Raw genomic sequence first — 25,599 nt, forward strand, 5'->3', positions numbered from 1 at the left:
ATTAACGGACTCCCGGCGACAGCTGAAGTGTTTTCGTTCTGCTGGATAACGTTGCTTTTGCCCCCAAAGGAATAGAGAAATGCGGAAAACAGTGGCCAATTCGGAAACCGGAAACAACCGGCTTGTTATAATTTCTAAAATAATGCTTCCAGACTTCCTCCATCCTCAGACTGGGCTGGACTTTCGGTTCAGCTTCCGCAAAGTCGCCGATAATGATACCGGCAGCATCCTTTAGTTTCCCAGCCAGACGAAGCTGGTTCATCATCCCGTCAACCCGATACGGCTCCTCTCCAATGTCCTCGATGAACAGCAGTTTATCCTTTGTTACAATTTCATAGGGTGTTCCGAGTGTCTGCACCAGGAGAGAAAGATTTCCGCCGACAATGCTGCCCGTGGCTTCTCCTTCTCGATAGACAGTCAGCGGAGAAATGCTTTCCGAATAGATGAGATTGGTCGGCCCGAACAACTGTCTAAACAGCTGGCTGGAAAGCGTATCGAAGTCGTTTTTCACCATATCCGATGCCGGCATCGGGCCATGGAACGTAATCAGGCCTGTTGCTTGGCGGATAGCTGTATGTAAAAATGTAATATCGCTATATCCCCAGATAATTTTGGGATTCTTTTTGATTAATTCCATATCTAATTTATCAATGAAACGCCCAGTACCGTATCCGCCTCTGGCAAAAATAATCGCTTTGATGTTCCGGTCAGCAACCATCTGATGAAAATCTGCTAACCGATGGGTATCCTTTCCTGCTAAATAGCCATATTGATCATAGACATGCTGTCCAAGCTTTATTCTTAAACCCATATTTTCAAAAAAGGAGAAGGATTGCTCCAGTTTTTCTTTTTTTACAGGACCGGCCGGCGCAATCATTCCGATGGTGTCCCCAGTTTTCAAACGATAAGAAAGCATCTATATATCCTCCTTTTTTGACAGTTAAGAAAGTATAAACTTTCTTACTGCATAAGTGTAACTAAGGTTGTCACCTAAAGGCTCAGTGACTACCAAGTTTTCTAAAAACAGAGACAGGCCCATATATGAATGAGCCTATCCTGTTTACCGCAGATTCCCTGGACCTTACTCTGTCTTATCTGCGTATTTCAAATCAAAGTATCCTACCGGGTGGCGAAGGATTCCCTCCACGCCATCTGCCTCCAGAACAACCACGTTATAGTAGCGGATTGGCATGGCAATCATTTCTTCAGCCAGCATTCTTTCTGCTTCGTATAGGTATTCATAGCGCTGCTCTTCATCTGTTTCGCTTTTACCTTTTTGAATCAGCTCGTCATATTCTTCACTTTCAAACCCGGTACGGTTCATATAAGAATCTGAGACAAAGCTTTCCAAGAAATTGACGGGGTCAGCATAATCATTGATAAATGAGCTTCTGGAGAATTGCAGTTCCAGATTTTGCTGCGCTTCTGCAAATACATTCCATTCCTGGTTCTCCAGCGTGACCTCCACGCCTAAGTTTTCACTTAACATATTTTGCATGGCTTCTGCAATCGCCTGAATGGTATCGCTGGTGTTAAAGGATAACACAATCGGCGGCAGCTCATCATAGCCTTCTTCCTCCATTCCTTCTTCCAGCAGCTCTTGGGCACGTTCCGGATCAAATGCTGCTAAATCGCCGTTTTCTTCACGGAAATCGCTTCCGTCCGGTGCTGTAAAACCAGGTGATACAAAACCGTATGCAGGCTCTACTCCTTGTTTGACGACATATTCCGCAATATCATCGCGATTGATAGCATATGAAAACGCCTGTCTGATTTTCTTATTTTGGAACGGTTCTTCATTCAGGTTAAAACGGAAGAATTCCAGTCCGCCATATTCCCCGATAAATACATCGTCTCCATCAATCAATTCATCTGATAACTCCGGAGGTACACTCGCTGTGTCCAGCTCCCCTGTCTGGAACATCTGATATTGTGTATTTGAATCGTTAACCATGGAAAAATGAACATAATCCAGGTTAACCGCATCTGCATCCCAATATTCTGGATTCTTCGCAAAAATCATTTCACTATCATGATCCCATGAATCTAACATGTATGGACCATTTGCTACAAACGTATCTGCTTCAGCATGCCAGTCTGGCGTTTCCTCAGCAACCTGATGGTTGATTGGGAAAAATGCCGGATTAGTAAGCAAATCCAAGAAGAATCCGGTCGGCTGAATTAAAACAACTTCCAATGTCTTATCATCAATGGCTGTGACATTGACATCATCGGCCGAACCTTCCCCGCTGTTGTATTCTTCTCCGCCTTCAATGTAGTAAGCTAAAAATGCGGCAGCAGAAGCTGTATCAGGGTCCAGCATATGCTTCCAGGCAAAGACAAAATCTTCTGCAACCACCGGGTCTCCATTAGACCAGTTGGCGTCCTCCCGCAAATGGAATGTATATGTCAATCCATCCTCAGAAATATCCCAGCTCTCCGCCACACCTTCTGCTGCTTCTGAATTCTCGTCTAAACGTGTCAGTCCTTCCATCAGATTATTCAAAGGATCCCAAGATACCTGATCAAAGCCAATGGATGGATCGAGGGAGGTCGGCTCTTGACCGTTGTTGATATATAATGTCTTTCCATCCAGATCCGGCGTTTCTTCTGCAGCGGCATCCTCTCCGCCATCCTCGTCATCCGCTTTTTCTGCTGTATCTGTGTCCGCATCATCCGGCTCCTCTCCTGCATCCTCGCCCGCTGTACATGCAGCGAGAACAAATGCTGTGAACAGTACCAGGAGAACCCATAAAAGCTTCTTTCTACTCATTGTTTTGCCCCCTTTTTAAGTTTGTAAGACATTTGCAGCTAACAGCCGCTTGGCCCGCTCATCTTGCAGCCAGCAATCCACATAATGTGTATCGCTGATTTTTTCTGGAGCGGGGTAAACTTTATCACACACCTCCATCGCAAATGGACATCGCGCTGTAAAAGGACATCCCTTTGGAGGTGAGAATAAATCAGGTGGTGTGCCAGCAATCGGCTTTAATTCTTCCTTGGCATCTAATCTGGGAACGGAATGGAGCAGCCCTTGTGTGTATGGGTGCTTTGATTCGTAGAATATTTCCCGTTTGCTGCCGGATTCAATAATTTTTCCAGCATACATCACAACAATACGGTCTGCTATCTTTGCGACCACGCCCAGGTCATGCGTAATCAAAATAATCGATACCCCAGTCCGCTCCTGGATGGTTGCAAACAACTCCAGAATCTGTGCTTGAATGGTCACATCCAGTGCCGTCGTCGGCTCATCTGCTATCAGTAAATCCGGATCACAGATCAGGGCAATTGCAATCACGATCCGCTGACGCATTCCTCCGCTAAACTGATGCGGATATTGTTTTAAACGTTCCTCCGGGTTAGGGATTCCGACCAGATTCATCATTTCAACCGCTTTTGCCTTCGCTTGTGCCCCCGATATTTTCTTATGTTCCTTTAACCCCTCCATCAGCTGGGTGCCAATTGTCAAGGTTGGATTAAGTGCTGTCATTGGATCTTGAAAAATCATTGAAATATCTACCCCACGAATGGATCGCATTTTCTTCTCCGAATACGCTGCCAGATCCTGCCCTTTAAAAATAACGGAGCCCTTCGTGATTTTCCCCGGCGGATCCGGAATCAGCCGCATAATGGCATTGGAGGTAACACTTTTCCCGCAGCCGGATTCCCCGACAATCGCTAAGGTTTCTCCTTTATCCAAGTGAAAACTGACGCCACGGACAGCTTGGACTGTCCCTCCATACGTTGTAAAGGTCACATGCAAGTCGTTTACCTCGAGTATTCTTTCCAAGTTGCCCACCTACTTTCTTAATTTCGGATCAAGTGCATCCTGCAGACCGTCTCCCAAGACATTGAAGGCAAACATTGTAAAAGAGATAAAGAATGCCGGGAAGAACAAAGTCCACCAGTTTCCGGATAAAATCGCTCCTAAAGAATCGTTTGCCATCACTCCCCAGCTGGCAAACGGGGCCTGAATCCCAAGACCGATAAAGCTTAAGAATGCTTCGGCAAATATTGCAGACGGTACGGTTAAGGTCATTTGAACAATGATGGGTCCCATCGTATTCGGAAGGAGGTTCTTCCGGATGATCCGCGATGTTTTCGTACCAAATGATTTCGAAGCGAGGACAAATTCATAGTTTTTAATTTGCAGCACCTGCCCCCGCACAATTCGGGCCATTCCTACCCAGCCGGTAATGGTCAATGCCAGAATAATCGTTCCAAGACTTGGCCCGAGTACAACTAAAAGCAAAATAACAACTAATAGATATGGCAAGCCATATAACACTTCAATCATACGCATCATCACATTATCCGTACGGCCACCCTTGTAACCGGAGATTCCTCCCCAGATAATCCCGATGGTGACGTCAATCAAGGCAGCTACCAGCCCGACAAATAAGGAAATACGGGCGCCGTACCACGTCCGTGTAAACACATCTCTGCCTGCATTATCCGTACCAAACCAATGCTCCATCGAAGGCGGCTGATACTGATTCGGAAGGTCTTGTCTGTTTACTTCATAAGGAGAAATGACCGGACCGAAAATAGCCATAATCGTCAGTATGACGAGAAAGATCAGCCCAAGCATAGCCATCTTATTTTTCACCAGGCGCCGCCAGGCATCCTGCCAATACGATAGGGATGGACGGGAAACTTCCTCCATTTTTTCTTTATCCTTTTCTTTCCACGAAAACCATTCATCAGGAATAGTGGCCGGCGTCTCAAAATGCTCCATTTCTTTCTCTGGTTTCATCTTGATCTGCCCCCTTTCTGATGCATCTTGATTCGTGGATCAAGTACTCCATAGACAATGTCCACCAGGAAAAGCATAATAATCAAGAAAGCGCTATAAAAAACAGTTGTCCCCATAATCACCGGGTAATCACGCTGGTTAATGCTTTCCACAAAATATCTTCCCATTCCCGGTATCGCAAAAATCTGTTCAATCACAAAAGTTCCTGTCAAAATCCCTGCGAAGAGGGTTCCCATAATCGTCACAACTGGCATTAACGCGTTCCGGAGCGCATGCTTGAAAATGACCTTCCAAGGCGACAGTCCTTTTGCCTTTGCCATTTTAATATAATCCTGTGTCAGCACCTCAAGCATTGTAGAGCGTGTCAAACGGGCAATAATTGCCATTGGTCCTGTCGCAAGCGCAAGGATAGGAAGCACCATGTGAGCGGGGCTTCTCCAGGTGGCTGCCGGAAATATTTCCAAATTTACCGCCAGCTGCTGAATAAGAATCGTAGCTAAAATAAAGTTTGGTATCGAAATACCTAAAACAGCAATCCCCATGGTTAGATAATCAAGAAAACCGTTATGCCGCAGCGCTGCAATTATTCCAATCAATACGCCTGAAACAACTGCCAGGGCAATCGTGATAATCCCCAGTTCAAAGGAAATGGGAAAACCCCGTGACAAAAGGTCATTTACTGTCTGATTAGGCTGCTTGATTGAAGGTCCGAATTCAAAGGTGACGATGGATTTAATGTAAAGCAAATATTGTATGTAGTAAGGCTGATCTAAATTATAATGCGCCTCCAGGTTAGCCTGTACCGTTGCATTTGATGACTGATCTGTGTTAAAAGGAGATCCGGGTATATTTACCATTAATACAAAAGTAAGGGTAATGATCACCCATAGTGTAACAATCATAATAAGTAAGCGCTTCAAAATGTATTTCAGCATACCTTTCACCTCACTATCATATCGTTTCTATTCTAATAACCATTCAATATATAAAGAAAAACGAACCCGTGTGTTAAAAGGATAATTATCTTGTTACTAATGATATATGTTTGTTTCTTGTATTCATTACATTTTAAGAGGCGGTTCAGAAGCTTTAAGAAAATGTTGTCTGCATGGCCAATTCCGTCATAACCAGCATCGCCTGATAGGCTTCTTTCATATCTTTTGCCTGAAAGCGAACCTTGGTCGTGCCTGGAATCCATAGCGTGCCGGGCATTAAATTAGCCCATTCTGCCTGTCCACTGTTATTAAATTCGATCGTCAGCTCTGGATTTTCTGGAGGGATCAATGGGGATACAAGCTTGCGGTTACCCAGAGCCAGCTTTACTTTTTCTTGAAGCAGCAGACCTGCTTTTTTAGGCGTTAAACTTTTTACGGAGGATCTCGAGATTGTTTCCTTTACAACAGCAGTGGTGACATGCGGTATTAATTTCTCTGCTTCTGCCGCTGCCTGGTCATCTCCTGCTACAAATAAGACAGGTACACCAAAGTATCCGGCAAGATATGCATTCATTCCCATCTCCCCGATACAATGATCATTCAGATAAAAGTTACGGATAGCGTGTATCATCGAGTGTGACATCACCCCGCGCTGCCCTGCTCTTGCATGATAACCTACAAAGAAAACACCGCTATAGCTGTCATTTAATCCTTGCATCATTGAAAAGGGCTTGACCTCTCCCGTTATTAATAAGGCATCCGGATGAATCTCATCAATAAGTAAATTGTTCATCTTGGAATGGCTGTCGTTCACTAATACTTCTTCTGCTCCTTCATCAAAGGCAGCTTGAATCACGTAATTTGCTTCATCCGTCATTATTTTGCGGGCTCTTTCATAATTATGTTTCCGCCAATCCACAAAGCTGGCGTCGGGAAGTCCTGTTATTCCTTCCATATCCACAGAGACATACATTTTCATTTTCATTTTCATCACCCAATCGAAATATTAGTAATTTTCTCAAATATAGCATGTTTTATAAAAAGTGAGAAGAGAAATATTGTAAAAAAATGAATTATCATTCATTTCATTTTCTAACATTTTATTTCGAAAAACGAATAGACTGCTGATTTAACGTAACTTGTTACTAACCATATCTATTTAATAAGATTTGAAAAAATCATTCTTTATACCTGTGTAACCTGACAACATTATTGCGATTACTTGTCCCATCAAAAACCGCCGCTTGTTATAGTGGTTAATTACAGAAAAATAAAAAAGACGCATCTCCATGAGATACATCTTTTTTGAAAGAATTACGATAGTATTATTCCGTTACAAATTCACTTAATTCGACATTTTCTTCTACACCTAATGGCTGTAATACGACACCATTTTCATCTACGCGTCTAATGTCTGCGCCAAGATTCGCTAATTTTCCTACGATATCAACATATCCGCGATCTAAGTGCTTCAGCTCTGTAACCCGTGTATAACCATCACTTACAAGTCCTGCTAAAATCAGTGCTGCTGCTGCGCGTAAATCTGTCGCTGCTACTTCTGCACCCTGTAATTTAGAAAGACCTTCGATAATCACACTGCGGCCTTCGATTTTAATATTCGCATTCATACGGCGAAATTCTTCTACATGCATAAAACGGTTCTCAAATACGGTTTCAGTGATAACACTGGTTCCCTTCGCACATAACATCAATGCCATCATCTGTGATTGCATATCTGTCGGGAAACCTGGATGCGGCAATGTTTTTATGTCTGTAGATTGCGTCGCATCAGAACCAATAACCCGTAACCCGCCGTCTTCATCAATCACTTGCACGTTCATTTCTTCCAATTTCGAAACCACTGAACTCAAATGTTCACGCACAGCATTTTCAATTAATATATTTCCTTTTGTAATTGCTGCTGCAACCATAAATGTTCCTGCTTCAATACGATCTGGAATCATGATATGCTCTGTTCCGTAAAGCTTTTCCACACCGTGGATACGGATGGTTTCAGTACCAGCTCCAACGATTCTTGCGCCCATTTTATTTAAGTAGTTAGCTAAGTCAACGATTTCAGGTTCTTTAGCTGCGTTTTCAATCACTGTTTTTCCATCTGCTAATGCAGCGGCCATCATGATATTTTCTGTAGCACCAACACTTGGCATATCTAAATAAATTTTCGCGCCATGCAGGCGGCCATTTGATTTAGCTTCTACAAAACCATTACCAACGTGAATCTCTGCTCCCATAGCTTCAAAACCTTTTAAATGTAAGTCAATTGGACGTGATCCAATTGCACATCCTCCAGGCATAGCTACCTTTGCGTGTCCATAGCGGGCTAATAATGGTCCCAGCACAAGCACGGATGCACGCATTTTTCTTACATATTCAAACGGGGCTTCTGTCTCCAGCTTAGCAGAAGCATCAATCATTACTGTTTTTTCTGTTGAATCAAATTCCACATTGGCATTTAAGTTGCGAAGCACTTCATTAATTGTGTATACGTCTGCTAATACTGGTACTTCTTTAATAATACTTTTTCCTTCACTAGCTATTAAGCTAGCAGCAAGTACAGGCAGGACTGCGTTTTTAGCACCTTCCACACGCACAGTGCCTTCTAACTTTCGTCCGCCACCAACGATGATTTTTTCCATGTCATAAATCCCCTTCAGAATCTAATTTCCCTATTATTAATATTCATTGATTAGGATAGGTGTTCCTATCATAAAACTCTTTTCCCCTTGACGATCTGCAACAGTGGTAATTTGCACATTTTTTGGGTCATTTTCCATGAAATAAAACTGCTCCCATGTTTTTGTATACCCGTATGTACTTTTTTCAATCCTAGAATTTTCTATATTGTCATTTTTAGTCGAAATATGCTCTATATTAAAATACGTCGCTGCTTCATTTAAAATTACATCGTGATTCATTATATCACTATCTTGTATAGATAGACAAGTATATAGTTGTGTCTCTTTTGTTAAATAATTCTTTTGTATAGCTCTTTTTTCTTTTTGATACTTTTGGCTTATTTGATTATCCCAATCAGTCCCATGCATAACAATAATTACCTCTGCCGGCTCTTCCTTATCCACAGGAAGAATCACATTATATATTACGTAAAAGGGGTCCTTTTTGTGACGACTCTCAAAAGTATACTTTACCCGGGTTTCATCCTTATCCTCCTGCAGTGTATACGTTGCTTCCAGCTGCTGAACAAGATGTTGTGCCTCTTCTGCTGCCATCTGTTCCTTCATGGTTACCTCCCAAAAGTCGATATTCCAATCGTTCGCTATTGCAAATGCACCTAAGTCCTGCATTTCATCCTCCTGATAAGGCTGGCTGAAGGCCTGGTTAACAAAAAAGCAAATAAGCAGCAAAAAACAAATAGCCTGCTTGTTTCGCTGACCTGGATTTTGGAATGCCTGAAGGGGTCTTGCTTGGGTAAAAGGGAAATTAGAATGAAAAAGAATTTTATGAAACATAAAAAAAACCTCCTATCAAATCTATTAATCTCAGTTTTGACAGAAGTTTTTATATCAATACATGTATGGAAGAAAAAAGATATATTAAATCGCCAGACCATTGCAATATATCAAGAAAGAACCTGCTTACACCTGTTCCAATCATAATCGTAATAAACAGAAGAAACACTCTTGCTTCTGCTGATCTTCCTTTTTTAAATATCGTTTCGATCCGGATGGCGGTAACTACTTTCCAGGTCAGATAAATAAACATGATATGGGAGAAGATACTGAGCAAAGCTAATTGTCCTGCTGAAAACATAACAAACTCCTTTCTTTATATGCTGAAACATTATTTTTTTGTCTTATATTGTGGAATAATATTTTCAATGAATCATTTCCCGGGAAATTATAACATATTTCGTTTTATTTCATCGGTAAGAAGTGCTTTTGATATCGATAACAGCCAATATGAATTATTTATTATTCAACTGTTCTTTCCCTTCTTAAAACAAAATTTTATTCAGAGGGAGCCCTGCTGTCAGTTACACTGCGATAAAATAAACTCCCTATCCGTCAGCTGGGAAGGGAGTTTATTTATTTAAAACTTATATTATGAATTTGCGATTTCCAGACGATTAATTGCCCGTTTTAATGCAAGTTCAGCACGATATCTATCTACTGTATCGCTTTTATCCTGAAGACGTTTCTCTGCACGTTCTTTTGCTTGCTTTGCACGCAAAACGTCGATATGATCAGCAGTTTCCGCAGACTGTGCCAGGATAGTTACTTTATCAGGCTGTACTTCCATAAAGCCTCCGCTGATTGTAACCTGCTTCGTATCGCCGGCTTTCTTCAAGCGGACAATACTAATCTGCAGTGGCGAGACAAGCGGAATATGCTTTGGCAGGATTCCAATTTCACCAGTTTCCGCTTTACAGACAACCATATCAAAGCTATCTTCCAGAATCGGACCTTCAGGAGTGACGACACTTACTTCTAATGTACTCAATGTTTACCCCTCCTACAGCTGGCCTAGAAGCCATAAGGATGATACATTGGTCTTTCTTTTATGAATCATCCTCTGCTGTCTATTATTCCGAAGCTTTTGCTTTTTCAACTACTTCTTCAATACGTCCAACAAGACGGAAGGCATCCTCTGGAAGGTCATCGTACTTTCCTTCAAGAATTTCTTTGAAGCCTTGAACCGTTTCTTTTACCGGAACATACGAACCAGGCTGCCCAGTGAACTGCTCAGCAACGTGGAAGTTTTGCGATAAGAAGAATTGAATACGGCGTGCGCGGGAAACTACCAGCTTGTCCTCATCACTTAACTCGTCCATACCAAGAATTGCAATAATATCCTGCAATTCACGGTATTTTTGAAGTGTTTGCTGTACTTCTACCGCAACACGGTAATGCTCCTCGCCAACCACTTCCGGGTCAAGTGCACGAGAAGTTGATGCTAATGGATCCACGGCAGGATAGATACCTTGCTCAGACAGCTTACGATCCAGGTTTGTCGTTGCGTCCAAGTGAGCGAAAGTAGTTGCCGGTGCTGGATCGGTATAGTCATCGGCCGGTACATAAATTGCTTGAATGGATGTTACAGAACCTTTATCCGTTGAAGTGATACGCTCCTGTAATCGTCCCATTTCTGTAGCAAGTGTCGGCTGGTAACCTACGGCTGAAGGCATACGTCCAAGAAGTGCGGATACCTCCATACCTGCTTGGGTAAAACGGAAGATATTATCAATAAACAATAATACGTCCTGACCTTGTTCATCACGGAAATACTCAGCCATCGTAAGACCTGTCAATGCCACACGCATACGGGCACCAGGCGGCTCGTTCATCTGACCAAATACCATCGCTGTTTTTGCAATAACTCCAGAGTCGCTCATTTCATAGTAAAGGTCATTTCCCTCACGGGTACGTTCTCCAACACCCGCAAATACAGAAATACCGCCATGCTCTTGAGCAATGTTATTGATCAATTCTTGAATTAATACGGTTTTACCTACACCGGCTCCGCCAAACAGGCCGATCTTACCTCCCTTGATATATGGGGCAAGCAAGTCTACAACTTTGATACCTGTTTCCAGGATCTCTGTTTCTGTAGAAAGATTCTCAAAATCCGGTGCTTCACGGTGAATTGGATCTAAGCGGGTGCCTGCTGGAAGCGGCTCATCTAAATCAATTTTTTCACCTAAAATATTAAATACTCGTCCTAATGTAACGTCTCCAACAGGGACAGAAATCGGTCGACCTAAATCTTCTACTTCTGCTCCGCGCTGGAAACCATCTGTTGAGGACATTGCAATTGTACGAACACTATGATCACCAAGGTGAAGGGCTACTTCAAGCGTTAAATCTTCACCTGACTGTTTACTGCGTACTACTAATGCATTGTTTATAGCTGGGAGCTGACCATCTTCAAAACGTACATCAACGACCGGTCCCATCAGCTGTGTTACGCGTCCTTTCGTCATCTGTTCCCCTCCTGACTTAACTTACCTGCGTGCCTATTCAAGCGCTGCTACACCGCCGACGATTTCGGTAATCTCTTGGGTAATCGCTGCTTGACGTGCACGGTTATATGAAAGTTCTAAATCACCAATCAATTCATTTGCATTATCTGTTGCACTGCGCATCGCTGTCATACTTGCAGCATGCTCACTTGCTTTTCCGTCAAGTAATGCGCCAAAAATCAAGCTCTCTGCATATTGAGGTAAAAGTACTTCCAGAATCTCCTCCTGATTCGGATCAAATTCATAATCAGAGGCAGAAGCGCTTTGTTCCTCTATATTTTCAATCGGCAGAAGCTGTTTATTTGTGACTACTTGAGAAATCGCACTTACATAATGATTATAAATAATATGAAGTTCATCAATTTCCTCATCAGCATACATTTGCACAGCTTCAGAAGCAAGGTCTTTCACATCTGCAAATGAAGGATGGTCTGACATTCCTAATATACTCTGGGCAACTGGAAGTCCGCGTTTACGGCAAAAGTCATATCCTTTTCTCCCAATCACGATAAGGGTATATTCATCTTTTGAGGAATGATTCTGTTCAATTTTATTTATAAGGTTTTTTAAAATATGACTATTATACGCTCCAACTAAACCACGGTCAGAAGTGATGATCAGATAGCCTGTTTTCTTCACTTCCCGCTTCGTAAGCATCGGATGCTGTAAGTCTGTATTGGAATTTGCAATACTGCTAACTACTTCCTGCAGCTTCTCTGCGTATGGAACAAATCCGCGGGCATTTTGTTCTGCCTTAGACATTTTAGATGCCGATACAAGCTCCATTGCCCCTGTGATTTGTTTTGTTTTCTTCGTTGAGTCAATTCTTCCTTTTAAATCTCTCAGTGATGCCAAGCTTTTCACCACACTTTCCTATAAGGAATGCGGACCGAAGTTATTTGCTATTCGGTCCTTTTACTTTTATCGCAGACATCTTATTGATTAGATGGCAAGAATGTATTTTTGAAGCTTTCAATTGCTCCGCTGAATTCTTTATCATCTGGAAGAGCACCTGTTTCGCGAATTGTTGTGAAAATATCATTTTGGTTATGCTCGATCCAAATATTCATTTCTTCTTCAAAACGCTGAATATCTTCCACAGGAATATCATCTAAGAAACCTCTTGTTAAGGCATAGATAATCGCAACCTGTTTTTCAACGCCCATTGGTTTATGAAGACCCTGCTTCAATACTTCCACTGTACGTTGACCGCGGTTAAGTTTCGCTTGTGTTGCTTTGTCAAGATCAGAACCGAATTGCGAGAATGCTTCCAGCTCACGGAATGATGCCAAGTCAAGACGAAGCGTACCAGCAACTTTTTTCATCGCTTTGATTTGTGCGGATCCACCTACACGGGATACAGATAAACCAGGGTTAATCGCCGGACGTACCCCTGAGAAGAATAGGTCGGATTGTAAGAAAATCTGACCATCCGTAATAGAGATAACGTTGGTAGGGATATACGCTGAGATATCTCCTGCTTGTGTTTCAACAAAAGGTAGTGCTGTTAACGAACCGCCGCCTTTTGCGTCACTTAGTTTAGCTGCACGTTCTAATAAGCGTGAATGCAGATAGAATACATCCCCCGGGAATGCTTCACGGCCTGGCGGACGACGAAGTAACAGAGAAAGTTCACGGTAAGCAACTGCCTGTTTTGATAAATCATCATAAACAACAAGCACGTGTTTGCCGTTATACATGAACTCTTCACCCATCGCTACACCGGCATATGGTGATAAGTATAATAACGGAGCCGGGTCAGATGCACCTGCAGATACAACGATTGTGTAATCTAATGCACCATGTTTACGGAATGTTTCTACTGTCGAACGGACAGTGGATTCTTTTTGACCGATGGCAACATAGATACAAATCATATCCTGATCTGCCTGGTTCAAAATCGTATCAACCGCTACCGTTGTTTTACCAGTCTGACGGTCACCGATGATCAACTCACGTTGTCCGCGTCCGATTGGTACAAGCGCGTCAATCGCTTTTATACCTGTTTGTAATGGCTCATCAACGGATTTACGATCCATTACACCTGGTGCCTGTGCTTCGATTGGACGCATTTTTGACGTTTCGATTGCGCCTTGTCCATCGATTGGCTGACCTAACGGGTTCACCACGCGGCCTAAAAGTTCCTCTCCAGCCGGTACTTGCATGATACGGCCTGTACGACGAACTTCGTCACCTTCTTTGATTTCCTCGTAAGGTCCAAGAATAACGATACCTACATTGCTTTCCTCTAAGTTCTGAGCCAGACCCATTACTCCATTAGAGAATTCAAGCAGCTCTCCAGCCATTGCATTATCAAGTCCGTGTGCACGTGCAATCCCGTCCCCGATTTCAATAACTGTTCCTACATCAGTAACTTCTATGTCTGAATCAAAATTTTCAATTTGCTTTTTTATCAGCGTACTGATTTCTTCAGCATTAATGCTCATACCATTTCACCCCTATCATCATTTATTAGCAGATACAATACTACGGGAGATTCGATTTAGCTTCCCTTTTACCGTACCGTCATAAATCGTATTTCCAACTCTGATTTTGATTCCGCCTAAAATCGACGGATCGACGATATTGTTAAGTTGAACTGCACTTTTTCCTAACCGGACAGCAAAAGAGCGTGCTAAATGACTCTTTTCATCCTCCGATAAATTTCTTGTCGAATAAACTGTAGCATCTGCCATTCCTTTTGCATCATTTACTAAAGAAATGAATTCATCGATAATGGTTGGAATGATCGATATTCGATGGCGATCCACCAGTAATTGAAGTGTATTTAAAACAATCGGGTCCACCCCTTGAAAGCCTTCAACTACCAGCTGTTTCTTTTTTGCATTATCAATCTTTGGATGCGTCAGGAATTTAGCTAATTTTTTATCATTCTGAAAAACAGGCTGTACGACTTTAAAGTCTGCTACAAGCTGTTCTAATTTTTGCTGTTCTACTCCAAGTCTGAAAAGAGCATCTGCGTATCGTTTAGCAACTACTACATTACTCATCGCTCTTCTCCTACCTCTTTAATGTATTCGTTGATTAATTTCTCTTGATCCTGCTCCGTTAATTCTTTCTCAATCACTTTGCTGGCAATTAATACAGATAGAGACGCCACTTTATCCTGCAGCGCTTGGATAGCTCTTTCTTTCTCGTTTTGAATATCTGCCTGGGCAGCTTCTTTCAAACGTTCTGCTTCTTTCTTCGCAGCTGCAATAATCTGTTCTTCTTGCTTGCTGCCTGCTGCTTTTGCATCTTCAATCATTTTTTGAGCTTCTGCTCTTACCTGATTCAGCTGCTCAGCTGCTTCTTTAGAAGCTTCTTCTGCTTCTGCTCTGCTTTTTTCAGCTTCTTCGATTTCATTCGCTACGTATTGCTCACGCTTTTCCATCATATTCATCAATGGACCCCAGGCGAACTTTTTCAATAATGCAAGGAGTACAATGAAGAAAAATAGCTGAACGAGCATGTCTACCCATTGCAAGCCGCCGATTTGAGCTCCAACTATTAATAAATCAGTATATGAATGCACGAATTCCACTCCTTTCGCTAAGACCTTGTTCTAAAATAGAGCCCATAACGCTGTTACTCAGCCGATCTTTCTGCTCTATTTCTTTATTACATACGAAACGTCGTATACCTTTTTAATATGAACACTGTTGCATAAAGGAATGGCGAAGATTCTCCCTGAGATAAACTTCGCCATTATATTTCTGAAAAATTAGCCGCCAATTACCATAAATGCGATAACTGCTGCGATGATCGGAATCGCCTCAACAAGTGCTACCCCGATAAACATTGTTCCTTGAAGCGGTCCTCTCAGTTCTGGCTGACGAGCGATTCCCTCTACTGTTTTACTTACGATCATACCGTTACCAAGACCAGCACCTAATGCTGCCAGTCCAATTGCGATTGCTGCTGCTAAAGCTCCCATGAATAATTTCCTCCTTTTTATGTGTAAAAAAATATAATAGTTTTATTTAATGGTCCTCGCTCACTTTATGAGACATGTACACCATTGTTAACATAACAAATACATAAACTTGAATTGTACCGATAAAGAGCTTGAAGCCCATCCACGCAAGTGTCGGGATCGCTGCTCCGAAAAATCCGAATACAGATGATGTTGCCAGTCCAATAAGCAGACCTAATAAGATTTCACCTGCATAAATGTTACCGAATAAACGAAGACCTAATGTTAAAGTATTTGTGAATTCTTCAACAATTTTAAATGGCAACATAAGCGGCACGGGACTTACGAATGTTTTTAAGTATGCCTTGGTGCCCCGGATTTTTATACCATAGTAATGCGTTAATAAAATAACCATTACAGATAGTGTCAATGTCATCACTGGATCTGCAGTTGGAGATTTCCACCATAAGTCATGTCCAACCACACCCACAGTTGCTACACCGACAAGGTTACTTACTAAGATATAAAAAATAAGCGTCAAACCAAGCGGAAGAAATAGTCTCCCTGTTTTCCAATCCATATTGTCTTTTATAATGCCTTTGACAAACTCTACTGCCCATTCCATAAAGTTCTGTATGCCTGTAGGCTTCATCTGCAGTTTTTTGCTTCCCCACACACAAAAAACAAACACAATGAGTGATACAATAACAGTCATTAAAAGATTGGCAAGGTTTAAATCCGCACCTGGTATCCCAAAGACATCATGTACTATCGGACTTTCGTGATCCAAAATTATCACCCCTTTACTAAAACTATTTGTAAGTAAAAATGGAATACTAGAGTGGTCTATCTTCTCCCCGTTTGTGTACGATCATCTGATAGAAAATAAAATCCAGCGCCATAATCACATAAGAAGATACAATTCCAAAGATTACAGCATATAAATGGAAATACGCTTCAAATCGCATCGCGATAACAACAGCTAAAATGGCGGCTGTCATCCTGGAGAATGTACCTAAACCGCTTCTAGCCTTCCTGCCTGCTGCAATCGTTTCGCCAAGTTGATTGGACTTGTATTGCAGTAACCACAAGTTATAAAGACTAACACTACTACCTAAGATTAGACCGAGTAAAATTCGGGTATAGGGTAGGAATCCAGCGCAAAGAACTAAAATTGCTAACCAGTAAAGCATCCACTTCCGCTGACGGATAATCATATTATCAAAATTAGACATCAATGCTATTTCACTCCTAATGCCCGTCAACTTAGATACTTGTGTTAGGAAAATAGATTTGCATCCGTTTTCAATCAAGTTGGGGAACTTCTTGCTGGGTAATACTACTTGTAGTCTTAGATGCGGAGGTGTTACATACTATTTGCATCTATGTATAGAAGGCAGAGAAATGCATTTCGCATATTTTTCAGAAAGCATCGATTTTTAATGGGCTTTTACCGCTCTCTCCTTTTCTCCACACTAAGTAAGTTTACAATACGCCTGTAAGAGTTGTCAACGTGTACCAAGCAATATACTGGGTATTTTTAAAACCGTCATAAAACCCTGCAAATCAAGCGTATTCCTATAGTATAAGGGTTTGTGAAATGTTTTACAAGGTCTCTTCCACACAAATACTTCCAATCGATTTGACATTTTTGTGAACAAGCTTTTTTTTACTATATTAAAAAGGTAGATGTCAGAGATATTTCCATCCTATTTTAGCTGAGATAAAATAATACATTTTATTATCATTTTGTACAGAAAGACCAAGAACACCAATAGGTCTTTACAACCTCGGTGTTCTTGCCAAAGAGATATCCGCTGCGACGGTTTTCGATGGGGCGAGTAACCGCAGCCGCCATCCCACCGAAAAAAGCCTATCCGTACCTTCTTGCGTGCTGTTTTTTACAGAAATCCTTGCCCGCAGCTTGTTACTGAGGGACATTTTGAACATCTTCTATAAAAACCATCGTTTCCACCTGCTCAAACTCACCGGTTTCAAGCTCTGCTGTGATTAATGCCAGATAATAACCAGGTGCTCCTGCTTCTTCTTTGCTGATAACACCCTCATGACGCCCTTCCTCCAGTTCTGCTTCTTCCAGCAGTTTCCGTTCAAACAATAATGTCTCTGGATGATATAAACTGACATCCAGGCTTTTGACAGGTTCTGTTACAAAGAATTGGTACTTATAATCCGCATTTTCAAACGGTTCCAAGTAGAATTCAAAGCCTGCCGTTTTGGGCTGATCTGCCTCCTGATTGACAATGATGTACGGCAAAGCATAGCTTCTTTCATCTTCTTTCAGTGTCAGCCAGCCTTCATGCACTCCTTCTTCCAGACGCTCCCGGTTCATTGACAGCTCTATCGTTATTTCCTCTTGTTCTCCCGGTTCGATTGTAAAGGATTGCGGGATGCTCCAGACTAAACCATCTTTTCGCTCCGGCGTTTCAAAATAATACGTTTGTTCTTTCTCTGTTTTATTTTCAATCGTAACTGTTTCTGTAAATGCTTCCTGATACTGATTCAGCTTCCCAAACTCCAGCTGCGGGTCAGAAATAATGGCAGGGGTATCTACTGCCGCATCCAGCTGCATCAGTCCCATCCCTTGCGTAGTGGCATTAAGCCGGTCTTCCTGTTCTTCAAAAGGCTGTGCTGTTGTTTTAAGCGCGCCAATCAGCTGAGTATTCGTCCAGTCTGGATGCGCCTCCTTTAAAACAGCAAAGGCTCCTGCCACATGCGGAGCGGCCATACTCGTCCCGTTCATCGCCTGATATCCTCCGGGAACTGTACTCCATATGGCAGCTCCCGGTGCAGAAATATCCGGTTTGATTGCCCATTGGACAGCCACCGGCCCACGTGAACTAAAGGGTGCAATCGTCAATAACGATTCTTTTTGAATGGAATCTATAAAATAATTCCCTTGATTTATTTGCGACTGCAGCCATTCTCCTTCTTCCTGCTGGATAGAAGCAACCGGAATTGTTACAGGCTGACGGTTATTCTCTACCGATGCCTGCAGCGGTCCAGGCTCTGAGTTATAAATAATCAAAGCTTCTGCACCCAGACTTTCTGCTTGTAACGCCAATTCAAAAAAGGGAATCTCTTTTCGTTTCGCAACTGCTATTTTTCCTTGTAAGGATTCTCCCTGCTCCAGATTGTCCATATCCGCCAGCTCATAGGAGCGGTCCAGCTCCCATGGTTCAGCTCCGATTGCTTCGATTAAAGGAATTTCCTTTTCCTCAAATGTATCTGCAAGCACAGGCTCTTTTTGAGGTGTTGTGGACGCTCCCACAGATACAGACTTGTCTGCTGTTGCCGGCGATCCGACTGTCCATGCATCCGGTCCGCTGTTTCCATTTGCAATAACAACAATCATACCAAGCTCGCTGGCACGATTTACTGCCATACTCGTCGGATAATCCGGAACATTGACATCATTCCCCAAGGACAGGTTGATAATATCCATCTCATCCTCGATTGCTTTTTCTATAGCAGCCAACACTTGAACAGAGGAGCCTGAACCGCCTGGCCCAAGAGCACGATAGGAGTAAATCTCTGCGTCTGGAGCTACCCCATTTATCTCCCCATTGCCTGCAATGATTCCTGCTACATGGGTCCCGTGTGCAGTTGGCTGCCCTTCCTCCGGTGTAGTTTCCATTGGATCATCATCAAAATCAACCAGATCATAGCCGCCTTGATAATTCTTTTGTAAATCATTGTGGTTATAGTCGATTCCTGTATCAATCACACCTACTTTGACACCGTCCCCTGTAAAAGGAGTTGTATTCAAATCTTGCGGTTCTGGTGCGGAGGAATCCATTTCTTCCGTTACATCGGCGTTATTTGTCTGTTGAGGCAGGGTTTCGTATGTCTGCACCTGGTGGAATGTCTTCACCTGCTCAATGGAGCCAAGCTCTGCCAGCTGCTCTCCTTTTCCTTCGACAGCAAGCCCGTCAAAAACAATATCGTATACTGCTACAACCTCCACAAATGGATGATAAGCTTCTATTTCTTCTTTTACTTCATGAGGGTCTCCCTCTACTTCTATAATCAGAGTCTGCTTGGGATTGTCAGCATGATACACCGTTATGTTTTGCAGCTGCATCAAAAGCACACAGAGGACGAGAGAGAATAATATCTTTTTCCACATAACATCTCCACCTTTGTAGAGTAGTTTTCGTGGATAAAGGTCATTTTATACAAATTTTAACGGGTGTAAATTTATCGAAGCGGGCACTTACGAGGGATATATGTTATCCATCAATTTCTTTCTAATTCAAAAAGCAGACTGGATGTGATATCCAGCCTGCTTTTCATTCTCTTATTTTGTTCCAAATAGACGATCTCCTGCATCTCCAAGGCCAGGAACAATGTAACCATGGTCATCCAGACTTTCATCTAGTGCTGCTAAGTAAATATCTACATCCGGGTGTACTTCTTGTACTGCCTTCACGCCTTCTGGTGCCGCTACAAGACACATCAAGCGGATATTTTTCGCGCCGCGTTTTTTCAAAGCTCCAATGGCATCAATTGCTGAACCGCCTGTTGCCAGCATCGGGTCAATCACAATCAGTTCACGCTCTTCAATATCATTTGGCAATTTAACATAGTATTCTACCGGTTTAAGTGTTTCTGGGTCACGATATAAACCAACATGTCCTACTTTTGCTGCCGGAATCAGTTTGCGTACGCCGTCAACCATGCCCAAGCCTGCACGAAGAATCGGTACCAGTCCAAGTTTTTTACCAGCTAATACTTTTGATTTTGATGTGGTAACTGGTGTTTCCACTTCCACATCAGATGTTGGTAAATCTCTTGTAATTTCAAATGCCATTAACATCGCTACTTCGTCTACAAGCTCGCGAAATTCTTTTGTTCCCGTATTTTTATCGCGAATATACGTTAATTTATGTTGAATTAACGGATGATCAAATACAAATACATTACTCACGTGACCACTCCTTAAATTTATATATCGTTCAAATTGTACTGAAAATCATGAGTGCTTTCAAGTGAATGTTCTTTGCTGGGTGAATAATAGTTTATTGCAAAAATTATAATTTTGTTTTTATTATCTCGCTGATTCCTGAAGAAATCAAGTTGGTTTTACTATAAATCAAATAATAGATATGCTTTGGAATAAAAAAGATTTCCTGGCTGTCGCTCCAGAAATACACTCCGCTAATTATAATGTCTGACTAAGTGTTATTAACATCTATTTATAAAAGGAAAGTATATAATTTAATAATTCACCTTATGCATCTTTTAAATTTAGAGAATATTTCTATACTAACCAACAGAAAAAAATAAATATAGAAATCCACAGAGCACCTAACTCTGTGGATTTCTATTGTCCTGCTTTAAACGTATAAAGTTTATCCACAATGGGGATATCTTATTTATAAAGCGGGAATTTTTCTGTTAGTGCTTGTACGCGTTCTTTTGCTTCTTTTAGTTTTTCTTCGTCTTCGTAATTTTTTAAGGTAAGTGAGATAATTGCTGCTATTTCGTTCATTTCTTCGACTCCGAATCCGCGTGTGGTTACTGCTGCTGTTCCGATGCGGACGCCGCTTGTAACAAATGGGCTTTCGGTATCAAAAGGAATGGTATTTTTATTTGTAGTCACGCCCACGTCATCTAATGCTTTTTCCGCTACTTTTCCTGTCAGATTTAATGGCGTAACATCTAATAATAATAAATGATTGTCTGTTCCGCCTGAAACAATACGGATGCCTTCTTTTTGCAGTGCTTCTCCAAGTGCTTTTGCATTCTCGATAATATTTCCGGAATATGCTTTGAAATCATCGGATAGTACTTCTTTGAAGGAAACCGCCTTTGCTGCAATGATATGCATTAAAGGTCCGCCTTGGATTCCAGGGAAGATGGCTTTATCAATTTTCTTCGCATACTCTTCTTTACAAAGAATCATTCCGCCGCGAGGACCGCGTAATGTTTTATGCGTTGTGGTTGTCACAAAATCAGAATATGGAACCGGATTTTCATGGTGCCCTGTCGCAACCAATCCGGCGATGTGTGCCATATCCACCATCAGGTAAGCGCCGACAGCATCTGCAATCTCTCTGAACTTTTTAAAGTCGATGCTTCGGGAATACGCACTTGCACCAGCAACAATCAGTTTCGGTTTGACTTCTTTTGCTTTTTCCAGGACAGCATCATAATCCAGCTGCTCTGTCTCTTTATCCACGCCATAGTCAACAAAGTTGTACAAACCGCCGCTGAAGTTGACCGGGCTTCCATGCGTTAAATGTCCACCGTGGTTTAAATTCATTCCCAATACGGTATCTCCAGGCTCCAGAAAAGTAAAATATACTGCCATATTCGCTTGGGAACCGGAATGGGGCTGTACATTGGCATGATCTGCGCCGAATATTTCCTTCGCACGTTCTCTGGCAAGGTCCTCTACGATATCAACATACTCACAGCCGCCATAATAGCGTTTATCTGGGTAGCCTTCCGCATATTTATTCGTAAGTATGGACCCCATTGCATCCATAACTGCCTTGGATACAAAGTTTTCTGAAGCAATCAGCTCAATCTTATCCTGCTGACGCTCCTTCTCTTGCAACATCGCCTGAAAAACTTCATTATCTGCTTGTTTTACATATTCCATCATTACTGCACAGCCTCCTATATAGGGTAAAAATTTATTATTATTTGTTGTTCAAACGAAAAAGAATGATTTATCGCAGTGTAACTGGCTGGGACTGCGATTACTCGCCCCATCGAAGAGCTTTTGTAAGACTCCCACTTCAAGAATAGAGGAAACTCGAAAAATTCTAAATGGGAGATCCAACAGCCAGTAACGGCCCGATTCGTTCAACTACCATTCAGTGGGGGATTAAGAAAAACCCCCACTGAATGAAGTTTCACTTTATCTCGCTGGATTTTCTCCATAATACGCCCGGTGACCACCGATTAATTTCGGGCGGGTCCGTGCTGCCCTGACTCTGGCATGGCCAATCGTACGCTGCTCCAATTTCAAAGGAACCGCTACTGGCTTCAAATGCATGCCTATCATGGTTTCGCCAATATCTATCCCGGCATGGGCACGAATATTCTCCACAACAACAGGATGCTCCAGTTGTCTATAGACATAGCTCGCCATTGATCCTCCTGCTTCTGGAACAGGCACCACAGCAACTTCCTCCAGACCATATTGCACAGCTGTCTGCCGATCTACGACAAGAGATCGGTTTAAGTGCTCACAGCATTGAAATGCAAGATGGACTCCGGTCTGCTTCTGGAGCTTTGTCATCTGCTCGTAAATACTTTTTGCAATTTCTGTACTCCCGCTTGTCCCGATTGGCTGACCGGCTACCTCACTTGTAGAGCAGCCAATAACAACGATTTCGTCTTTTCGCAGGCTGTTTGTCGCCAGCCATTGATCAATGACTTGTTCTAAGTCTTTTGTTATCATCATGACACACCCTTACTGCTTATCATCCTTCTGTGTCTTCGTTTAACACAGCAAATAATAGAATCATTTATAGCATACCATGATTTTTTTAAAATTACGATACATCTTGATGCCTGTTTTCCTCTAAACCGCCCCTGCTGCTGTCAGAAGGCTCCATGGATATCACGCTGCCAGAATCCGTTTCTTGCTTCACATTAAATTGCTTAATCTGTTCTCTTAGATTTCCGGCATGCTCCTCCATTTGTCCTGCTAATTGGTCCACTTGTTCCATTGTTCCAATCTGTTCTTGAACCGCAGCATTGACCTCCTGTGTACCAGCAGATGTTTCTTCGGCAATAGCTGCTACTTCCTGCGATTGATTGGCTGTATTTTGAATCGATTGCAGCTGCTGCTCCACCAATTCATAAATCGTATCCACCTGCGCGGCTGTCTCCGTGACTGTTGTCCCCATTTCCGTAATCGTACGATTCGTGTCCTCTCCACGACCGACTTCTTTCCGTGCGGATGCCGCATTGGTATTCATTTTTTCTGCTAATTGCTTCACATCTGTCTGGATGGAAAGCAGGAGCTCGGAAATATCTTTCACTGCCTTCCCGCTTTGATCGGCCAGCTTCCGCACTTCCTCTGCAACCACCGCAAAGCCTTTTCCATGCTCCCCAGCCCGGGCAGCCTCAATGGAAGCATTTAATGCTAATAAGTTGGTTTGTTCTGCAATTTCACCGACTAAGGTAATGATTCCTTCCACTTCCATCGTGCTTTGGCGCAAATGATTGACATCCTCCATCGAGACTTCCTGCTCTACAGCAATACGCTCGATTCCGGCAACTAATTGTTTCACCATGTTCTGGCCCTCCTCCAGCATATGAATCATAGCGTGCGACTGCTTTTTGGAGGTCTCTGCTTTATTTTGTACTTCGTTCGCCAGTTCCGTTGCAATTTCAATCGATCCAACCGTCTCCTGTGTCGCACGGGATGAATTCTCTGCACCATCTGAAATTTCGCTGATGGAATCACCAATCGCAGCAGCATGCTTTGTAGCCGTATTTGAAGCTTCCTTCAATTGATGGACGGTTGTATTGGTTTCCTCAAAATGCTGGTCAATATTTATTACCATTTTATTTAAACTCTGCAGCATACTGTTTACCGCAACAGATAACGATTTGATTTCATCATCCGATTTTGGGATTTCCACCCGCATCTCTAAATTTCCTTTGGCTGCTTCCCCTGTAATTTTCTCCAGTTTCTGCAAAGGCTTTGTAATCCATCTTGCAGCAAAAAAAGCAAGAATCCCGGACCACACCACCCCGGCCAGCAGCGTGCTGATAACAAAAACCTGCTGAGATATATTGATCCGGGATTGCACATAGTCATATACAACATAAATAAAAAATGCGCTTGTTGAGTATGTAATAAGCGCTAAAAAAGTAGTAAACACAACCAGCTTTAACCTAAGACTAAACCGATACCTATTCCCCATTTAACTTCCACTCCCCCAATTAAAATTTTCATTGCTGCGGTTACAAGACTTCCATGCGACACAGCGGAAATCTGATGAAAATACAGCAAGCAAAACATGCGAAAACTCCGGCACAAGCGCTTTCAAGAGAAAGCAAATTTCTTTCACTTTCCCTCTCGCTGCAAAGATTCCACGGAGTTTTCACAGGCTGCCATCCACTGTTTCCTTCATTGCTGTCTTTTTAAGATGACAGCCAATGATCAAGACAGGATTCAATTTCTTGTTTTGTCTTCAAATAATGCGCTGTTGACCCGCCAAAAGGATCGGCAATATCAGAATGCGTCAGCTGTCTTTTTAAATCACGAATTGTTTCCATCTCTTCCTGACCTATTTCATACAGCCGCCGACGCTGCTCTATCGGATCCATTTGAGAATCAAACTGCTTGACGCAGCGCTTTCTTTTTTCTTCTAAATTCGCATAGGCTTTTTCTATTTGCTCCCATATTTTTATATCGGCATGTAGTGCAAATTCTTTAAGTGTATATGTTTTTTTTCTTTCTTCGGGATATTCGGACCAGATTCTTTCTTTATGAGAAGCGGTCATAGTCAGGATCACATCGGCCCATTGCACCAATGCGGCGTTGATTGGGGCGGATTGATGATTTATTTCAATCCCTTCCTGTCTCAGGACCTCTTCTGTCTGACTGCTCGCCGGCGCTCCCGGCATCGCACTGATTCCGCAAGATTTCACCTGTATATCTGATTGTGCGCGCTGCTTCAACAAGGCTTCTGCCATTGGACTGCGGCACGTATTTCCCGTACATACGAATAGTACATTCATAAGATGCATCCTCCTGTTCTTATCACGATAATATTTGTCAAACGTATTCTTTTTTACATCATATCATGATTAAATCAAAAACGCAGACTGCCCTTTAAAAGAGATATGAGGTTTCGTTTCTGACAATAAAGTGTATCTACTACTTATATGGAAAAATAAATTTTTAAGAAAAAACAAGAACACCATAAAAAAACATTTAAGCAACTGAGACCAAATGAAGTTATAACTTTTCTTTAATCGATTTATTCATAGAAAC

Annotated in this window: 24 protein-coding genes; all 24 read right to left on the minus strand. The window is 42.3% G+C overall.

Annotation, left to right across the window (positions count from 1 at the left end; translation table 11 throughout):
- Nucleotide 1: 1 nt before the first annotated feature.
- The 24 genes from MKY65_RS20850 to MKY65_RS20965 all read right to left on the minus strand — a co-directional run bounded on the left by MKY65_RS20850 (nt 2) and on the right by MKY65_RS20965 (nt 25,343).
- Entirely contained in the window at nt 2-916 is a 915-nt protein-coding gene (locus tag MKY65_RS20850) for an LD-carboxypeptidase (RefSeq protein WP_339180328.1), read from the minus strand.
- Nucleotides 917-1,081: 165 nt separating this feature from the next.
- Nucleotides 1,082-2,773, minus strand: a complete 1,692-nt coding sequence (locus MKY65_RS20855; protein ID WP_339180331.1) for a peptide ABC transporter substrate-binding protein — start codon at nt 2,771-2,773, stop codon at nt 1,082-1,084.
- Nucleotides 2,774-2,788: 15 nt separating this feature from the next.
- Nucleotides 2,789-3,793: an ABC transporter ATP-binding protein gene (locus tag MKY65_RS20860; protein ID WP_042529525.1), complete on the minus strand. Its 1,005-nt coding sequence runs from the start codon at nt 3,791-3,793 to the stop codon at nt 2,789-2,791.
- Between the two features lie 9 nt (nt 3,794-3,802).
- Nucleotides 3,803-4,759, minus strand: coding sequence for an ABC transporter permease (locus tag MKY65_RS20865; RefSeq protein ID WP_339180335.1), 957 nt, complete (start codon nt 4,757-4,759; stop codon nt 3,803-3,805).
- On the minus strand, nt 4,756-5,694 hold the full coding sequence (locus MKY65_RS20870) for an ABC transporter permease (protein ID WP_339180338.1): 939 nt from the start codon (nt 5,692-5,694) through the stop codon (nt 4,756-4,758). The genes MKY65_RS20865 and MKY65_RS20870 overlap by 4 nt, the downstream gene beginning before the upstream one ends.
- 154 nt (nt 5,695-5,848) lie before the next feature.
- Entirely contained in the window at nt 5,849-6,673 is an 825-nt protein-coding gene (locus MKY65_RS20875) for a M55 family metallopeptidase (protein WP_339185334.1), read from the minus strand.
- A 346-nt stretch (nt 6,674-7,019) separates the two neighbouring features.
- A complete protein-coding gene (gene murA, locus MKY65_RS20880; RefSeq protein WP_042529516.1) occupies nt 7,020-8,351 on the minus strand; it encodes a UDP-N-acetylglucosamine 1-carboxyvinyltransferase in 1,332 nt (443 codons plus the stop codon).
- Between the two features lie 36 nt (nt 8,352-8,387).
- Nucleotides 8,388-9,185, minus strand: a complete 798-nt coding sequence (locus MKY65_RS20885; RefSeq protein ID WP_339180341.1) for a YwmB family TATA-box binding protein — start codon at nt 9,183-9,185, stop codon at nt 8,388-8,390.
- Between the two features lie 49 nt (nt 9,186-9,234).
- On the minus strand, nt 9,235-9,486 hold the full coding sequence (locus MKY65_RS20890; protein ID WP_042529514.1) for a DUF1146 family protein: 252 nt from the start codon (nt 9,484-9,486) through the stop codon (nt 9,235-9,237).
- 291 nt (nt 9,487-9,777) lie between these two features.
- Nucleotides 9,778-10,176: a F0F1 ATP synthase subunit epsilon gene (locus tag MKY65_RS20895; RefSeq protein WP_339180344.1), complete on the minus strand. Its 399-nt coding sequence runs from the start codon at nt 10,174-10,176 to the stop codon at nt 9,778-9,780.
- Between the two features lie 82 nt (nt 10,177-10,258).
- Nucleotides 10,259-11,656 carry a F0F1 ATP synthase subunit beta gene (atpD, locus tag MKY65_RS20900; protein ID WP_042529510.1) on the minus strand — a complete coding sequence of 466 codons (1,398 nt, stop codon included), beginning with the start codon at nt 11,654-11,656 and terminating at the stop codon, nt 10,259-10,261.
- A 33-nt stretch (nt 11,657-11,689) separates the two neighbouring features.
- Nucleotides 11,690-12,550, minus strand: a complete 861-nt coding sequence (gene atpG, locus MKY65_RS20905; protein WP_042535684.1) for an ATP synthase F1 subunit gamma — start codon at nt 12,548-12,550, stop codon at nt 11,690-11,692.
- An 80-nt stretch (nt 12,551-12,630) separates the two neighbouring features.
- Nucleotides 12,631-14,142, minus strand: a complete 1,512-nt coding sequence (atpA, locus tag MKY65_RS20910) for a F0F1 ATP synthase subunit alpha (protein ID WP_042529508.1) — start codon at nt 14,140-14,142, stop codon at nt 12,631-12,633.
- An 18-nt stretch (nt 14,143-14,160) separates the two neighbouring features.
- A complete protein-coding gene (locus MKY65_RS20915) occupies nt 14,161-14,706 on the minus strand; it encodes a F0F1 ATP synthase subunit delta (RefSeq protein ID WP_339180349.1) in 546 nt (181 codons plus the stop codon).
- Nucleotides 14,703-15,230, minus strand: coding sequence for a F0F1 ATP synthase subunit B (locus MKY65_RS20920; protein WP_339180352.1), 528 nt, complete (start codon nt 15,228-15,230; stop codon nt 14,703-14,705). Before MKY65_RS20920 ends, MKY65_RS20915 begins: the two co-directional genes overlap by 4 nt.
- Nucleotides 15,231-15,419: 189 nt before the next feature.
- Nucleotides 15,420-15,632 carry a F0F1 ATP synthase subunit C gene (gene atpE / locus MKY65_RS20925; protein WP_040978261.1) on the minus strand — a complete coding sequence of 71 codons (213 nt, stop codon included), beginning with the start codon at nt 15,630-15,632 and terminating at the stop codon, nt 15,420-15,422.
- A gap of 46 nt (nt 15,633-15,678) precedes the next feature.
- Nucleotides 15,679-16,401, minus strand: a complete 723-nt coding sequence (gene atpB / locus MKY65_RS20930; protein WP_042529502.1) for a F0F1 ATP synthase subunit A — start codon at nt 16,399-16,401, stop codon at nt 15,679-15,681.
- Between the two features lie 46 nt (nt 16,402-16,447).
- Nucleotides 16,448-16,846: an ATP synthase subunit I gene (locus MKY65_RS20935; protein ID WP_339180356.1), complete on the minus strand. Its 399-nt coding sequence runs from the start codon at nt 16,844-16,846 to the stop codon at nt 16,448-16,450.
- A 692-nt stretch (nt 16,847-17,538) separates the two neighbouring features.
- The gene (locus tag MKY65_RS20940) at nt 17,539-19,758 is read right to left on the minus strand and encodes a S8 family serine peptidase (protein WP_339180359.1); all 2,220 of its coding nucleotides are present in this window, start codon (nt 19,756-19,758) and stop codon (nt 17,539-17,541) included.
- A 171-nt stretch (nt 19,759-19,929) separates the two neighbouring features.
- Nucleotides 19,930-20,559: a uracil phosphoribosyltransferase gene (gene upp, locus MKY65_RS20945; RefSeq protein ID WP_339180360.1), complete on the minus strand. Its 630-nt coding sequence runs from the start codon at nt 20,557-20,559 to the stop codon at nt 19,930-19,932.
- Nucleotides 20,560-21,003: 444 nt separating this feature from the next.
- A complete protein-coding gene (glyA, locus tag MKY65_RS20950; RefSeq protein WP_339185336.1) occupies nt 21,004-22,239 on the minus strand; it encodes a serine hydroxymethyltransferase in 1,236 nt (411 codons plus the stop codon).
- Nucleotides 22,240-22,500: 261 nt separating this feature from the next.
- Nucleotides 22,501-23,049, minus strand: a complete 549-nt coding sequence (locus MKY65_RS20955; RefSeq protein WP_339180364.1) for a TIGR01440 family protein — start codon at nt 23,047-23,049, stop codon at nt 22,501-22,503.
- 91 nt (nt 23,050-23,140) lie between these two features.
- Nucleotides 23,141-24,523: a methyl-accepting chemotaxis protein gene (locus MKY65_RS20960; protein WP_339180366.1), complete on the minus strand. Its 1,383-nt coding sequence runs from the start codon at nt 24,521-24,523 to the stop codon at nt 23,141-23,143.
- Between the two features lie 220 nt (nt 24,524-24,743).
- On the minus strand, nt 24,744-25,343 hold the full coding sequence (locus MKY65_RS20965) for a low molecular weight protein arginine phosphatase (protein WP_339180369.1): 600 nt from the start codon (nt 25,341-25,343) through the stop codon (nt 24,744-24,746).
- Between the last annotated feature and the right edge of the window lie 256 nt (nt 25,344-25,599).

The sequence above is a fragment of the Oceanobacillus sp. FSL W7-1293 genome (genome assembly GCF_037969815.1).
GTDB classification, from domain to species: domain Bacteria; phylum Bacillota; class Bacilli; order Bacillales; family Amphibacillaceae; genus Oceanobacillus; species Oceanobacillus oncorhynchi.